The sequence below is a fragment of the Adlercreutzia faecimuris genome (assembly GCF_022669055.1).
Taxonomy (GTDB): domain Bacteria; phylum Actinomycetota; class Coriobacteriia; order Coriobacteriales; family Eggerthellaceae; genus Enterorhabdus; species Enterorhabdus faecimuris.
Genome location: NZ_JAJMLW010000003.1, coordinates 1 through 14,156, shown reverse-complemented (window position 1 = coordinate 14,156; position 14,156 = coordinate 1). Strand labels below are relative to the sequence as shown.

12 protein-coding genes and 1 rRNA gene are annotated in these 14,156 nt (G+C 68.2%); 4 read left to right on the top strand and 9 right to left on the bottom strand.

What is annotated here, in order from left to right; translation table 11 throughout:
* Window positions 1-148 precede the first annotated feature (148 nt).
* The 4 genes from rplL to LPT13_RS07955 form a co-directional block, all read right to left on the bottom strand.
* Window positions 149-526 (bottom strand): 50S ribosomal protein L7/L12, encoded by a 378-nt coding sequence (gene rplL / locus LPT13_RS07970; protein WP_242165386.1) that lies wholly within the window; start codon window positions 524-526, stop codon window positions 149-151.
* An 87-nt stretch (window positions 527-613) separates the two neighbouring features.
* Window positions 614-1,132 (bottom strand): 50S ribosomal protein L10, encoded by a 519-nt coding sequence (rplJ, locus tag LPT13_RS07965; protein WP_242165384.1) that lies wholly within the window; start codon window positions 1,130-1,132, stop codon window positions 614-616.
* Between the two features lie 283 nt (window positions 1,133-1,415).
* Window positions 1,416-2,672 carry an aminotransferase class V-fold PLP-dependent enzyme gene (locus LPT13_RS07960; protein ID WP_242165382.1) on the bottom strand — a complete coding sequence of 419 codons (1,257 nt, stop codon included), beginning with the start codon at window positions 2,670-2,672 and terminating at the stop codon, window positions 1,416-1,418.
* An 8-nt stretch (window positions 2,673-2,680) separates the two neighbouring features.
* Complete coding sequence (locus LPT13_RS07955; protein WP_242165380.1) at window positions 2,681-3,916, bottom strand: PucR family transcriptional regulator; 1,236 nt, start codon at window positions 3,914-3,916, stop codon at window positions 2,681-2,683.
* On the opposite strand from LPT13_RS07955, the gene LPT13_RS07950 reads away from it, so the two are divergent.
* From LPT13_RS07950 to LPT13_RS07935, 4 genes are read left to right on the top strand one after another with little or no spacing between them, the layout of a single operon-like run.
* Window positions 3,890-4,423, top strand: coding sequence for a hypothetical protein (locus tag LPT13_RS07950; RefSeq protein ID WP_242165378.1), 534 nt, complete (start codon window positions 3,890-3,892; stop codon window positions 4,421-4,423). The two genes, LPT13_RS07955 and LPT13_RS07950, sit on opposite strands and share 27 nt — an antisense overlap.
* Before the next feature lie 48 nt (window positions 4,424-4,471).
* Complete coding sequence (locus tag LPT13_RS07945) at window positions 4,472-4,882, top strand: hypothetical protein (protein WP_242165376.1); 411 nt, start codon at window positions 4,472-4,474, stop codon at window positions 4,880-4,882.
* Between the two features lie 38 nt (window positions 4,883-4,920).
* The gene (locus LPT13_RS07940; RefSeq protein WP_242165374.1) at window positions 4,921-6,483 is read left to right on the top strand and encodes a hypothetical protein; all 1,563 of its coding nucleotides are present in this window, start codon (window positions 4,921-4,923) and stop codon (window positions 6,481-6,483) included.
* Window positions 6,484-6,524: 41 nt separating this feature from the next.
* Window positions 6,525-6,956 (top strand): SufE family protein, encoded by a 432-nt coding sequence (locus tag LPT13_RS07935; protein WP_242165371.1) that lies wholly within the window; start codon window positions 6,525-6,527, stop codon window positions 6,954-6,956.
* A 128-nt stretch (window positions 6,957-7,084) separates the two neighbouring features.
* On the opposite strand, the gene LPT13_RS07930 is transcribed toward LPT13_RS07935, so the two are convergent.
* From LPT13_RS07930 to rrf, 5 genes are all read right to left on the bottom strand, one after another.
* Window positions 7,085-9,124, bottom strand: a complete 2,040-nt coding sequence (locus LPT13_RS07930; RefSeq protein WP_242165370.1) for a Tat pathway signal sequence — start codon at window positions 9,122-9,124, stop codon at window positions 7,085-7,087.
* A gap of 129 nt (window positions 9,125-9,253) precedes the next feature.
* Window positions 9,254-11,926 carry an aconitate hydratase AcnA gene (gene acnA, locus LPT13_RS07925; RefSeq protein ID WP_242165368.1) on the bottom strand — a complete coding sequence of 891 codons (2,673 nt, stop codon included), beginning with the start codon at window positions 11,924-11,926 and terminating at the stop codon, window positions 9,254-9,256.
* Between the two features lie 71 nt (window positions 11,927-11,997).
* Entirely contained in the window at window positions 11,998-13,092 is a 1,095-nt protein-coding gene (locus LPT13_RS07920; RefSeq protein ID WP_242165367.1) for an isocitrate/isopropylmalate dehydrogenase family protein, read from the bottom strand.
* A 104-nt stretch (window positions 13,093-13,196) separates the two neighbouring features.
* Complete coding sequence (locus LPT13_RS07915; RefSeq protein ID WP_242165366.1) at window positions 13,197-13,802, bottom strand: hypothetical protein; 606 nt, start codon at window positions 13,800-13,802, stop codon at window positions 13,197-13,199.
* A gap of 238 nt (window positions 13,803-14,040) precedes the next feature.
* Window positions 14,041-14,154: ribosomal RNA gene (gene rrf, locus LPT13_RS07910) — 5S ribosomal RNA — on the bottom strand.
* Between the last annotated feature and the right edge of the window lie 2 nt (window positions 14,155-14,156).

The following is a 14,156-nucleotide window of genomic DNA, read 5'->3' as shown; positions in this document are numbered from 1 at the left end:
CGAGCGCAGCCCGGCGCGGCCTCGGCGCCCCCCCCTCAGCCCAGCGCGGCCCCGGCGCCCCCCCAGGTCGAGCGCAAGCCCCGCCCCCAAACAAAAAGGAGCGCGCACCCGAAGGCACGCGCTCCCCGAACGTCCAAGTAAGGCGAAGTTACTTGAGGGTGACGGCGGCACCGGCCTCCTCGAGCTTGGCCTTGACCTCCTCGGCCTTCTCCTTGTTGGCGCCCTCGACGACAGCCTTGGGGGCACCCTCGACGACCTCCTTGGCCTCCTTCAGGCCCAGGCCGGTGATCTCGCGGACAACCTTGATGACGGCGATCTTGTTGTCGCCGAAGCCCTCGAGCACGACGTCGAAGTCGGACTTCTCCTCGGCAGCGGCGCCGCCCTCAGCCGGGGCAGCGGCAGCCACGGCCACGGGGGCAGCGGCGGACACGCCGAAGGTCTCCTCGATGTCCTTCACGAGCTCGGAAGCCTCGAGCAGGGACATCTCCTTCAGAGCCTCAATGATCTCCTCACGGGTAACAGCCATGTTAGTTTCCTTTCAAAGGCGGCCGGAACACGCGTTCCGACCAGTTTGTCTTCTTGTCATGCGGCGCATCTCACGCCGCGCGGGCTGCTAGGCAGCCTTCTGGTCGGCCACGGCCTTGACCACCTGGGCCAGGCCACGCGGCACGCCGTTGACGGTCGTGGCAAGGCCACGGGCCACGCCGGAGATGGCACCGGCGATCTGGGCGATGAGCTCCTCGCGGGACGGCAGAGAGGCGATGGCCTCCACCTCGGCGGCGGTGACCGCCTTACCCTCCATGAGACCACCCTTGATCTCCAGGTTCTGGTTGTCCTTGGCGAAGTTCTTCACGGCCTTCGCGGCGGCGGCAACGTCGTCGCCGGCGAAGACGAACGCGCTGGGGCCTTCCAGCAGGTCATCCAGGGTGGGCAGCTCGGACTGCTCCAGGGCGATGCGCATGAGGGTGTTCTTGTACACCTTCATGTTGGCGCCCGCCTCGCGGATGCTGTGGCGCAGGTTCTGGATCTCCTTCACGGTCAGGCCGCGGTAGTCGACCACCCACACCGCGCTCACGCCATCGAGGTCGGCCTTGATGGCCTCGAGCATCTCCTTGTTCTGTGCGTTGGGCATATTCTTCGTACACCTCCTTCTTCTCAAGATCGCGTTCCGCCCTCACGGGGGTGGGATCGCTGCCTCAAGAAAGAAAGCGACCCCTGCCGCTCAGAGCACGCAGGGGTCGCACAGCAACGCATCGTTGACGACCACCTCGGCGGGCCGCGTTTCCGCGATTAAACCCTTGCGGGTACCTGCTGTCTTAAGCAGCGGAACTATTCTTCTAGGACGCCGTCGCCGAAGCGACAGCTTTTCCAGTATAGCGGCCCCGCTGCCCTTGTCAACGGAAAAGCCGCGATGATCACGATCCCAGCAGCGCCATCGTCCGCTCCAGGCAGTCGAGGGCCACGTCGATCTCCTCGAAGGTGTTGTAGAAGGCCGGCGACATCCGCACCACCCGGTCCACCGCGTAGGCCTCGGTCAGCAGCGGCTGCGCGCACTGCCGACCCGCGCGCACGGCCACGCCCCTCTTGTCCATGAGCACCGCCACGTCAAGCGGATGGGCGTTCTCCACGGTGAAGGAGATCACGCCCTCACGCCGTCGCGGCGCTCCCAGCACGCGGACGCGGCCCAGCGCGCGCAAGCCCTCCTCCAGCCTCATCAGCAGGCGGCGCTCCCGCTCCGCCACGGCCTCCCGGCCGACGCCTTCCAGAAAGTCGATGGCCGCCGCAAGCGCCAGGGCCCCCACGTAGTTCGGCGTGCCCGCCTCGTGGCGCAGGGGCGCACGCTCGAACAGCGAGCGCTCCCCCGACACCTCCTCCACCATCTCGCCGCCGAAGGCCGTCGGAGGCAGCTCGTCGAGAAGCCCTCGACGGCCGTAGAGAACGCCGATCCCCGTAGGACCCAGCATCTTGTGGCCCGAGAAGCAGAGGAAGTCACAGCCCATCGCCTGCACGTCAACCGTCCCGTGGCGCATACCCTGGGCGGCATCGACGAGCACGAGCCAGCCCCGCTCATGAGCGAGCTGCGTCAGGCGCGCCACGGGGCTCACCGTGCCCAAGACGTTCGAGACAAGCGCCAGGGCCACAATGCCGCGCGGCCGAGACTCCAAGAGGGAGACGAGGGCCACCTCGTCGAGGTCGCCCCCCTCCGTCAGCGGCGCCACGGCGAACGATCCCCCGGCACGCAGGGCCTGCTGCTGCCAGGGAACGAAGTTCGAATGATGCTCCAAGGCCGACGCGACGGCCGAGAATCCGGCCCCGTGCCAGGCTGCCAGGCCCGCCGCCACCAGGTTCACGGACTCCGTCGTCCCCCGCGTGAACACCACCTCCTCGGCCGACTCCGCGTTGATGAAGCGCCTAACGGTCGCGCGCGCCTGCTCAAGGGACGCGGTCGAGCGGGCGCTCAGCGTATGGGTCGAGCGATGCACGTTGGCGTTGTCCCGCCGGTAGTGCTCGGCAATCGCCCCCACCACGCATTCGGGCACCTGGGTGGTGGCCGCGTTGTCCAGGTAGACGAGCGGACGGCCGCTCACCTCCTGATCCAGGATGGGAAAGCACCGCCGCACGTCCCCCCAGTCAACCGGGCGCTCCTGGGCACCCTCGCTTCCTCCGGTCATTGCCCCTCCTATCCTCTCCCGCCTCGAACCATGAGGTCGTATTCGATCAGGAACGCCTGGCGAAAGGCACATGAGTCGAGATCGAGCTCGTAGCGCCGCTGGAGCGCGTCAATGCGATATAGCAGCGAGTTTCTATGCAGGTACAGGGCCTTCGCGGCCTGGGTAGCGCGCCGCTCGTAGGAGAGGTACGTCACGATAACCTCCAGGTTGCCGCTCCCCTCCGCCTCGTCGTCCCGGGCGATGCGAGCCACCGGCCCGCGCATACGACAGAATAGGTCGAGGTCGCGATTCTCCTCCCGTCCGAACAGCAGGAAGTCGAGGTAGCATGCGTCGAACGGCAGGACGAGCGGCACCGCGCCCTCGGCAGGCATCCGCGGAGGAACGGCGCTCCGCGACAGGGCGAAGCAGGCCTGCTGGTAGGCGAAGCGCAGGTCGAAAGCCGAATCGACGATGTCAGAGCAGCCGCAGGCGCCGCGGTGAAGGTTGAGGAACAGCGATGTCCGGGACAGCAGGTCGGCCCGCGCCTCCCCGGGCGAGGCACCTCCGTCCCCCGTCGGCACCCCCTGGTGCACGAGCACCAGGGTGGATCCATACTCGATGATCTTCTCGTCGGGAAACTCCCCCTCAAGCCGGCTCATGAAGTAGTGACGCTCGCTTGCCGCCGCCCGACCCGAGGAGTCTCCCGGGGAGAACACCAGCACGGTGAAGGAGGCCTCGCGTCTGATGCCCGCCACGGCCAGCTCCTCGCCGATAGCCGTCGACTCAGTCAGCTTCCCGGACAGAAGCCCCGCCAGCGTACGCGTGTAGACCGGGCCGCCGCCTCGCCGCTCCCGCCAATCCCTCCGCACCAACGTCTCCAGATGCGCGATGAAGATGTCGAAGGTGTCCATGAGGGCCGCCGTGCGCGCCCGGCGGTTGAAGCGCATGATGACATGCACGAAGTAGGTACCCTGCATGCGGAAGATGTACGAGGCGCTTTCCGTCTGGGCCGTCAGCGACTCCTCGTAGACGGTAAGGCCGCCCTGCCGCTCCCAGATATCGAAGAGGCGGTGCTCCCGAAACACCTCGATGGTCTCGGCGTCATGATAGCCCTTCTCCACCAAACGCCGCGACACCTCATCGTCGGGCATGATGCCGCGCGTCCAGCCCAGAAGCCGGAACGACAGGTCGGTGAGGGAGATGAAGTTTCCCAGGATGTCCTCGCTGCAGTCGATGAGGTGCTGGTAGCTTCCGTTTTGCAGCATCGAGGACTTCATCCGATCCTGCCAAAGCTGAATGCGCCCGCACGCCTCCTGCATGAAGAGGGCAAGGGCCCCCGGGTCATCGACGCGCACCACGAAGCAGCGATCAGGAGGGAGGCCCGAAGCGTCACCCTTCTCCCCCTCGGCGACGAGAACGCAGGCGAAGGCGCCGGGATGGCTCCGGAGAAACCGGAGCGCCTGCTCCTCGCCCCCGACGAAGAGAGCGCACGGCTCACGCGCCCCTCCCGGGAAGCCCGCCGTCGCCTGTCCTTGATCCCCGTCATCCCGGCATCCATCCTCGTCACCCGCCCCCTGCTGCGGCAGCGGGGAGCACCCCAGGCCGACAAGGAGCGAATCAAACATCACGCGGTTTCTCGGCCTCGCGAGCACCGTGCACGGCTCGTAGTCATGAATCAACATGGTAAGGGTGAACATCGGCGATTCCTTCTTCAGATCCTCCAAAATACTATCGTTTTATTGGTCATTTTACCGGATATCTTCATTGCATGACGCCCGTATAATCGCCCCACCGACCCACCTTCAAGCAGAGGAGGCGCCGTGGAGTTCGCAGAGAGACTCAGGGACAACCTTCGCCGTGCCGACGATCTGGTTCCCCCCATGCGCGAGCAGGCCGACAGCCTGGAGGCGTTCACGAACCTCCTCATCCGCTACATTCGGCTGCGCTACCTCATAGACGACACGAGCTTCTGGACCGACGACCTCAGGGAGCTCTCCCGCTTCAGCATGGAGCACCAGCGGGCAGCAGCCGGCAACGGAGAGGGGACGCTCCAAGACACCTCGCTCAACTGCGCCGGTGCCACCTCGGCCGAGACCAAGCAGATACTCCTGCTCATGAAGCTCCGTAAGGATCTCGGCATCACGCTCTCGCCCGACTACCTCGGCACCGCCCGAAGCGTCAAGGACGTCGCCCAGAAGGCGTTCTCGCAGCTCTCGTCCGAGACTGCGTGACGGATAGCACGGTACGAAGAGAGAAGGAGACACCCGCCATGGAACCAATCAGCAAGACCCAGGACATCAAGCTCAACATCAAGCCCGTCATCTTCGGGCTTATCCACGAGTACGTCTTCGAGGGCCCGTGCCGCTTCGGTCGCGGCGATGAGCTGACGAGCGACTTCGACGAGGCCCGCACGGCCCAGATAGCAGCCGGCTGGGACGAGGCCCTCCGGGCCGAGCTGGGCAGCCTCGACTTCGTCAACGTCATGGCCCCGTACGTGAGCAAGCGCGATGAGACCTTCCCCCTCACCGATGACCTCATCGCCGATCTCTGCGCCGACAAGGAGGAGGTGGATCTCTACGCCGTCACCTACTACCCCTTCGGCATCGACTTCGCCCTCCAGCTCGCTCTTGCCACCAAGAAGCCCGTCGCGGTCATGCTCACGGGATCGGCCACGGGGACGGCTACCGTGGCAACCCTGCGCGCCCATGGCTGCGAGTGCCTCGGCTGGGTCAGCTGGGACGAGGCCCGCGACGACGTGAGGGCGCTCCTCGCCCGCAAAGTCATGGAGAACCTGCGCATCCTCGCCCTCGTGCGCCACAACTCGACGACTTCCATCAGCGCGCCCGACTCCTTCATCGACCACGGCGCCGTCACCGACAAGATGGGCATCCGCTTCACCTACCTAAACATGCACGAGTTCCTCGACCAGACCCGCGAGAACGATCCCACCGCCAATCCGACGCTTCCCGGACGCCGCGAGGGCAACATCACCGCCGAGGAGGCCCGCGAGATCCAGGAGATGACCGACGAGCTCGTGCAAGGCGCCCTGGAGGCGGACATGCCCGCCGAGAACGTCTACAAGTCCCTGCGCGCCCACTACCTGACCCGTAAGCTCCTCGCCGCCACGGGCTGCAACGGCTTCACGGCCCCCTGCCCCGACATGTGCGCCACCCGCCGCCTCAACCAAGAGCAGTTCACCATGTGCCTCAACCATTCGCTCAACAACGAGGAGGGCATCTGCTCCGCCTGCGAGTACGACGTGAGCGCCCTCGTCTCGATGCAGCTGCTGAGCGCCCTTTCTCGCACCGCCCCCTACATGGGCAACACCATGATCATCAAGTATGACTCCGACTCGCCGGTGTCGGCGCCCAAGTCCCTCGCCAAGCACGAGGAGGCCTTCGCCGCCTTCACCCGGGCCATCGAGGGCCGCGGCGGCATCGTGTGCACCTACCACTCTACCCCCAACCGCAAGATGAGGGGCATCGCCGGCGAGGCCACGGACTACGCCTTGCGCCCCTTCGCCATGGACGGCCGCTGGGGCGCCACCATCCGCCACGACTTCGCCCAAGACGCGGGCCAGGTGGTGACCGTCGCCCGGTTCGACCCCACATGCCGCAAGCTGTTCGTTGCCCGCGGCACCATCGTCTCGGGCGCCGGCTATCACGACGAGAACTGCTCCGAGGGCGTCTACTACGCCGTCAACGACATCGCCGCCTTCAACCAGGGGAGCATCACCACCGGCAATCATCAGGCCCTCGTCTACGGCGACGTGTTCGACGCCGCCGTGCGCTACGGCGAGCTGGCCGGCTTCGAGGTGCTCACGTGCGCCTAGGCGCCGGCAGCGCGGCCTCCCAGCCACAGGAGCCTCCTGCGGTGCGTGGCCAGGAGGCAGTGCTCCAGGCCCAGCGAGACATCGTAGAGCGATTCACCCTGCTGGACGACCCGCTCTACGCCTACGAGCTCCTGCTCGACGTCGCGCGGCGCTCTCCCCCGCTGCCCGATAGCGAGCGCACCGTGGCGCGGCGGGTGCGCGGGTGCCAGAGCAACGCCTGGCTCAAGCTCGAGGCGCGGGAGGGTGTCTTCTTCCTGGAGGGCGACAGCGACACCTTGGTCATCCGCGGCATCCTCGCCCTGGTGGCCGAGGTCCTCAACGGGGCGCCTTGCGCGCTGGTGGCAGAGACGCCCCTGGACTTTCTCCAGGAGGCCGGCGTCACCGACACGTTCGACGCCGCCCGGCGCACCGGGCTGGCCGCCGTGGCCGAGACCATCCGAAGCTTCGCCGCCCACCCCAACCCCTCGCGCTGAGGAGGAAGCAAGAGACGCCCGCATGCCTCGAAGAGCATGCGGGCGTCTGGCTCTGGCGCCAAGGCGCATCCGTTCGCGCCAAGGAACGCGGCCCCGCGCTCAGAGCCGGTTCCGCAGCCTCGCGCCTCCTACGCCGTCTTGGTCGGCTCCTCGACCGGCTGGGTCACCTCACCGGCCGTCGCGGGCGTGGCCGACACGGCGTCCCGGTCGTCCGGCAGGCCGCCGGCTGTCTCGTCGGCGCCCGCCTTCTTGATCTCGTAGGCCGCGCTCATGCCCGTGCCCTCCAGATACGAGAAGGTGATGGTGTCGCCCTCCTTGTATCCGACGATGTCGATCAGCCCCGGCAGCGCGAAGTCGTAGATCGCGCCGTCCTGGCCCACGATGGTCACGTAGAAGTGCGAGTTGCCCTCGATCACCGCCTGGGACAGCGACCGGATGGTGCCGGTCATCGTCTGCACGTCGGGCGTGCCGGCGGCGTCGGTGTTGACCCCGTTGGTGGCCAGCAGCGCCTCGTAGGACTTCTGCGTGTCGGCCACGGTGTCGCCCACGGCCACGTTCTGGTAGCGCTGGATGTCCACCATCGCGAACTTCTTCACCAGGCCCGCGCCGTCCTTGAGCGCCATGAAGTAGGTGGGCTGGTTGGACACGTTGATGAGCAGCGGGAACGTGGCGGTGTAGCGCAGATTCTGCACCTGGCCCTCAGCCGACGACATGGCCGAGTCCTCGGTGGCGCCCGACACGCTGTAGAAGTGCGATTCCTGGGTGCGCTGGTTCACCAGCACGAAGCCGATGATGGAGTTGTCCGCCGTGGCCGAGGTCACGCCGGTGTACACCCACACGTCATCGTCCTTGGCCAGGTAGTTGTAGCCCAGCGTCCCGTTGGTGCCGGGGGTCGTGCGCACCACGCCCTCCTGGCCCAGGAACGAGTTGAGCCAGCCGTTGTGGTACGAGCCCCACCAGTTGTACTGCTGGATCAGCAGCTCGGCCGGGAACACGCGGTCGACCCACTGCGGGCACTCCTCCACCGTCAGGTCCTGGGTCTCGCCCGTGGTGGCGTCACACAGCACCACGCGGCTCACCGTCTCGCCGCCGAACAGGCCGATGGTGTAGTCCTTGACGGGGCAGATCCACCAGGGGTGGCCGTCCTCGTCGATCTCGAAGGACTTCTCGCCGAAGATGTAGAAGGGGTACTTGAGCTGCACGTGGCGGTCGATGTTACGCGCCAGCGGCTCGGACTGGGAATAGTAGATGGGGCTGTCGCCCAGGCGCACGATCTCGGCGTCCTGGGTGGTCATGTCCACCAGCGCGTAGGCGGGGATGCCGGCCTCGCGGTTCGTGAACCACTTGAACAGGTCGGCGTAGCCCAGCGGGCTCACGCGCACCGGGGCACCCTTGTAGTTGATCTGGCTGTAGAGGCTGGACACCTCGAACTGGCTGACGTACTCGGGGATGGAGCCCATCTCGCGGTTGCCCAGCAGGATGGCCGAGTCACGGTCGATGATGGGAATCTCCGAGTAGTTGACCTCCTGGATGTCCTGGGCGAACTCCAGCGTGTCGGTCTTGAGCACGTTGGAGTAGCGCTCGGCGTTGCCCGGGATGATCGAAAGCGACAGCACCGCGCCCAGCACGCCCACCAGCAGCACGGCCACGGGCACGAAGGACAGGCCCTTGAACGTCTTGGCCTTGCCGGCGTTGGCCGTCACTTTGTCGGTGCCCGCCTTGTAGGCGCGCGACTTGGCCGTGAAGAACAGGAACAGCGGCAGCAGGATGAACACGGCCACGAAGGTCCAGGTGTCCACCGAGTGGATGTTGATGGGCGGGTGGAACCACCAGTAGGCCGCCGCCAGCACCAGGATGAGCACGATGGCCAGCACCACCAGCATCTTCTTGCTGATGCCCTTGAGGTTGTCGAGGAACGACAGGTCGATGTGCGGCTCCTGGCCGCCCGAGCCCCCGCGGCCGCCCGCGCCACCGAAGCCCCCGAAGCCGTTGCCGAACCCGCCGACGCCGCCGCGCGACCCCGAGGCGCCCGCGCCCCGCTCGCTCGACGCGTCCTCCGCGTCCACCGTGAAGGGCGAGCTGCCGCCCGCGCCCTGCGCACTGCCGGCGTCGAAGCCCGACTGCCTCAGCGCCTCCAGCAGCGCGTCAATGCCAGATGATTTCGCCATGATCCCCTTTTCCCTTGCGTCGGCGGGGGCACGCGCCCCCGACGTGTACTCGAAAAGGCCATTATACGGGAAGGGGACGGGCCCCAAGAGAGCCCGCCCCCGTAACCACGCTTTCGCCGCATCTGCCGCCTATCCGCGCGCCACCAGGTCGCGCAGGACGAAGGGGAGGATGCCGCCGTTCTCGTAGTAGCGCCCCTCAGTGGGCGTGTCGATGCGCACCCGCGCCTCGAACGCCGTCTCCGTGCCGTCGGGCCGCGTCGCGCGCACCTCCACGACAGCCGGCTCGGGCAGCCCGGCCGAGAAGTCGATGCCCCCCACCGTGTAGCCCTCGGTGCCGTCGAGCCCCAGGCCCTCGGCGCTCTGGCCCTCCAGGAACTGCAGCGGCAGGATGCCCATGCCGATGAGGTTTGACCGGTGGATGCGCTCGAAGCTCTCGGCGATGACGGCGCGCACGCCCAAGAGGCTCGGCCCCTTGGCCGCCCAGTCGCGGGACGACCCGCTGCCGTACATCTTGCCCGCCAGGATGATCGAGGGCACGTCGTGGTCGGCGTAGTGCTCGGCAGCGTCGAACACCGTGGCCAGCCCGCCGCGCAGCACGTCGCGCGTCCAGCCGCCCCGGCGCCCCTCGGCCAGCTTGTTCATCAGCTTCACGTTGGCGAAGGTGCCGCGCATCATCACCTCGTGGTTGCCGCGGCGACTGCCGTAGGTGTTGAAGGCGGCCGGCTCCACCCCATGGCCCTCCAGGTAGCGGGCCGCCGGCGAGTCGGACGCGATGGCCCCGGCCGGCGAGATGTGGTCGGTGGTGATGAAGTCGCCGAAGTACCCGAGCACCGCCGCGTCGGCCACGGGGGCCGGCGGCGTCACGGCGCGCGTCATGCCGTCGAAGTACGGGGGGCAGCGCACGTAGGTGGAGTCGTCGTCCCAGGCGAACGTGGCGCTCGGCTCGGCGCCGAGGGCCTGCCAGGCCGCGTCGCCCTCGTACATCCCGCGCGTGCCCTCCTCGTACAGGTCGGCGGTCACGAAGCGCTCGGCCAGGGCGGCCACCTCAGCCGGGTCGGGCGCGATGTCGGCCAGGTACACCGGGTTGCCCGTCGCGTCCACACCCAAGGGATCACGCTCCAGGTCGACGGCCATGGTGCCCGCCAGCGCGTAGGCGATCACGTTGGCCGGCGCGGTCAGGTAGTTCTGCGCCACGTCAGGCGAGATGCGCCCCTCGAAGTTGCGGTTACCCGACAGCACGCTCGCCAGCTCGATGTCATCGGCCACGTCGTGGAGCGCCCCCATCACGGGGCCCGAGTTGCCGATGCAACTCATGCAGCCGAAGCCGCAGGTGTAGAAGCCCAGCGCCTGCAGGCCCTCCAGCAGCCCCGCGCGCTCCAGCAGAAGCTCGGTGGCGCGGCTGCCCGGCGCGAGGATCGTCTTCACCCAGGGGGCGGGGCGCAGGCCACGGGCGGCGGCGTTGCGCGCCAGGACACCGGCCGCCAGCATCATGGCCGGGTCGGTGGCGGTGGTGCAGCTGGTGACGGCGGCGATGGCCAGGGCGCCGTGGGTCAGCTCGTGGGGCTCGCCCAGGATGTCGACGGTCACGGTCCGATCGTCCAGGCCGCGCTCGGCGCAGATGGCCGCGAAGCGCTCGGCAGCCTCGGCGCGGGCGATCAGGTCGTGCGGACGCGACGGCCCCGCCACCGAGGGCGTCACCGTCCCCAGGTCGAGCCGCAGCACGTCGGCGTAGACGCGCGGCACGGCGTCCGGGTCGCCCCACAGCCCCTGGGCCTTGGCGTAGGCCTCCACCAGCGCCACCTGCTCGGCGCTGCGGCCGGTCAGCCGCAGGTAGTCCAGGGTGCGCCCGTCCACGGGGAACAGCGTGCAGGTGCAGCCGTACTCCGGCGTCATGTTGGCGATGCAGGCGCGCTGCGTGGCCGAGAGCGCCGCCACACCCTCGCCGAAGCACTCGACGAAGCAGCCCACCACGCCGCGCTCGCGCAGCATCTTGGCGAAGGTGAGTGCCACGTCCATGGCCGTCACCCCCGGTGCGAGCGCGCCCGTGAGCTCCACGCCGACCACCGGCGGCACCAACGTCGTGATCGACTGTCCCAGCGCCGCAGCCTCGGCCTCGATGCCGCCGACGCCCCAGCCCAGCACGCCCAGGCCGTTGGCCGTCGGCGTGTGGGAGTCGGTGCCCACCAGCGTGTCGAAGTACACGACCGGCGTGCCGTCGGCGCCCACGGCGCCCGCGGGCGAGGCCATGACCACGCTCGCGAACTCCTCGATGTTCAGCTGATGGCAGATGCCCATCCCCGGCGGCACGATGCGCACGTTGCGGAAGGACTCCTGCGCCCACTTCAGAAACTCGTAGCGCTCGCGGTTGCGCTCGAACTCCAGGCCCATGTTGGCCGCGAGCGAGCCGGCGCAGCCGGCCTCGTCGGCGATGACCGAATGGTCGATGACCAGGTCACACGGCACCTGCGGATTGATGACCGCCGGGTCGCCCCCCAGCGCCGCGCAGGCCTCGCGCATCACGGCGAAGTCCACGAACACGGGCACGCCCGTGAAGTCCTGCAGGAGCACGCGCGCCGGCATGAACTCCACCTCGGCCCCCTGCTCGCCGGCCAGCCCGGCCGCCGCCACGCGGTCGGCCAGGATGCGCGCCTCCGCGGGCGTGGCGCCGTTGCGCAGCACGTTCTCCAGCAGCACGGTCAGCGCGTAGGGCAGCCGCTCGGCGCCCTCCACGGCAGACACGGGGTAGTAGGTGTAGCCGGCCTCGCCGACCTGAAGCGTCGCCTCGAACTCGCGATTCGCCATGACCATCCTCTCACGGCCGCCGCCGGAACCCTCCGGGGCGCCTCTCTCGGCAGGGCCCGCGCCCCGCCTCCCTACATCTCCTCGAGCACGCGCACGAGCTCGGCGGTGAACTCGCTGCAGCGAGCCGGCTCCCCGCCAAGCCCCGTCGCGCGGCGGATGTCACCGGTCAGGCAGCGGCCCTCGGCGTACACCCGGGCCACGGCGGCGCGGATGCGCGCAGCGGCCTCCAGCTCGCCCAGGTGATCGAGCATCATGGCCGCCGACAGGATCTCCGCCGTCGGGTTGGCGATGTCCTTGCCGGCGATGTCCGGCGCCGACCCGTGCACGGCCTCGAACACGGCGTAGTCCTTGCCGATGTTCGCGCCCGGCGCGATGCCCAGGCCGCCCACCAGGCCGGCCGCCAGATCGCTCGCGATGTCGCCGTACAGGTTGGGGAACACCACCACGTCGAACTGGGACGGATCCATCACCAGGCTCATGCAGAAGGCATCGACGATCTTGGCCTCGAAGGCCACGCGGCCGGCGTACTCCTCGGCCACCTCGCGCGCCACGCGCAGAAACAGGCCGTCGGAGTGCTTCATGATGTTCGCCTTGTGGACGGCCGTCACCTTCTCGCGGCCGTGCTTGAGCGCGTACTCGAAAGCGTACTCCACGATGCGCCGCGTCCCCGTGACGGAGATAGGCTTGATCGAGATGCCGGAATCGGGCCGGATCGACCCCGCGCCGCTCTCATCGACGAACTCGATGAGCCTTCGGGCCCCCTCGCTCCCCTCCTCGAACTCGATGCCGGCGTAGAGGTCCTCGGAGTTCTCACGGACGATGACGAGGTCGACGTCGTCGTAGCGGCCGCCCGCGCCGGGCAGCGAGATCACGGGACGCAGGCACACGTACAGGTCGAGCGTCTTGCGCAGGGCGACGTTCACGCTGCGGAAGCCGGTGCCCACCGGCGTGGTGATGGGGCCCTTGATGGCCACCTTGTTGCGCTTGACCGCCTCGATGGTGGAATCCGGCAGCGGCGTGCCGTGGATGTCCATGCACGCGGCGCCCGCCTCGGCCACCTCCCAGTCGATCTGCGCGCCGCTGGCGGCGACTACCTGCTGCATGGCAGCCGAGGTCTCGACGCCGATGCCGTCGCCGGGGATGAGGGTCACGCTATGCCGTGCCATGAGGATACCTCCTGAGATGCGTTTCGGGGATGCGAGTGCCCGCCCGCGCGTTCGCGGACAGCAAGAGAAAGGCGCCCCGCGAGGCGTCTTTCTGAGGGTGGCGGCTACTTGGAGACGTTCTCCACGATCGTCGACGCTCTCTTCTTGAGCGCGCCCTTGCCGTTGGAGGCGTCGAAGGCCATGCGGTCGCCCAGCTCCTTCTTCACCGTCGGCGACAGCTTGCCCGCCGAGAAGTCGATGACCGCCAGCAGCATGTCCTGGAACTCGAGGTCGCCATGATAGCACTGGATGCCCTCGTCGATGAGGGGCCACACCTTCTCGGAGCGATTCTCGGTGGTGGCGCCCAGCTTGCACAGGAAGCGCATCGCGGCCAGGCGCACCGGGCCGCTGTCCTCGTCGAACAGGGCCGTCTCGGCGCCGACGACGCCCTTGTCGCAGGTGCGGGACTCGTAGGGGACGAGCTCGGTCAGGGCGTCGAGCACCTCCCAGCGCGTCTGCGCCTCCGGGCGGTTCAGGGCGTCCACGAGCGCGTTCGCATGGGGAACGAGCGCCTCGGCGTTCAGCTTGGCCGCCTGCGAGATGGCCGCGGCCGCCTGCTGCCGCTCGCGACGCGATCCCTCGGCCAGCACGCCGACCAGATCAGCGAGGGCCTTCTCGTCTGCGACGAGCGCCTCTGCCTGCTCCTTTGCATCCTGTGCTTTGACTGCCAACGCGTTACCCCTTTCATCATGCCTGAACGGGCGACTAATAGTCCATTTCTATTATACGCGTTGAAAAGTCAGCGAAGCCGAACGCTCCGCGCAATTAACTCCCCGGAAACCCGAGCGGCGCCAGAAAACAAAGAAGCCGCCCATCGGGCGGCAGGAGCGGGGCGGCCAGGCGCGGGCGGCTGGGCCCGAAGGCAAAAAGGCCGCCCGTCGGGCGGCATGCACGCGGGAGCACCCCCCATGAGCGGAACGCCCTACCCTCCCACGGGCTACCCCGCAGTACTCTCGGCGATGGGGGGCTTAACTTCCGGGTTCGGAATGGGACCGGGTGATCCCCCCCTCCATGGTTCCGCTCAT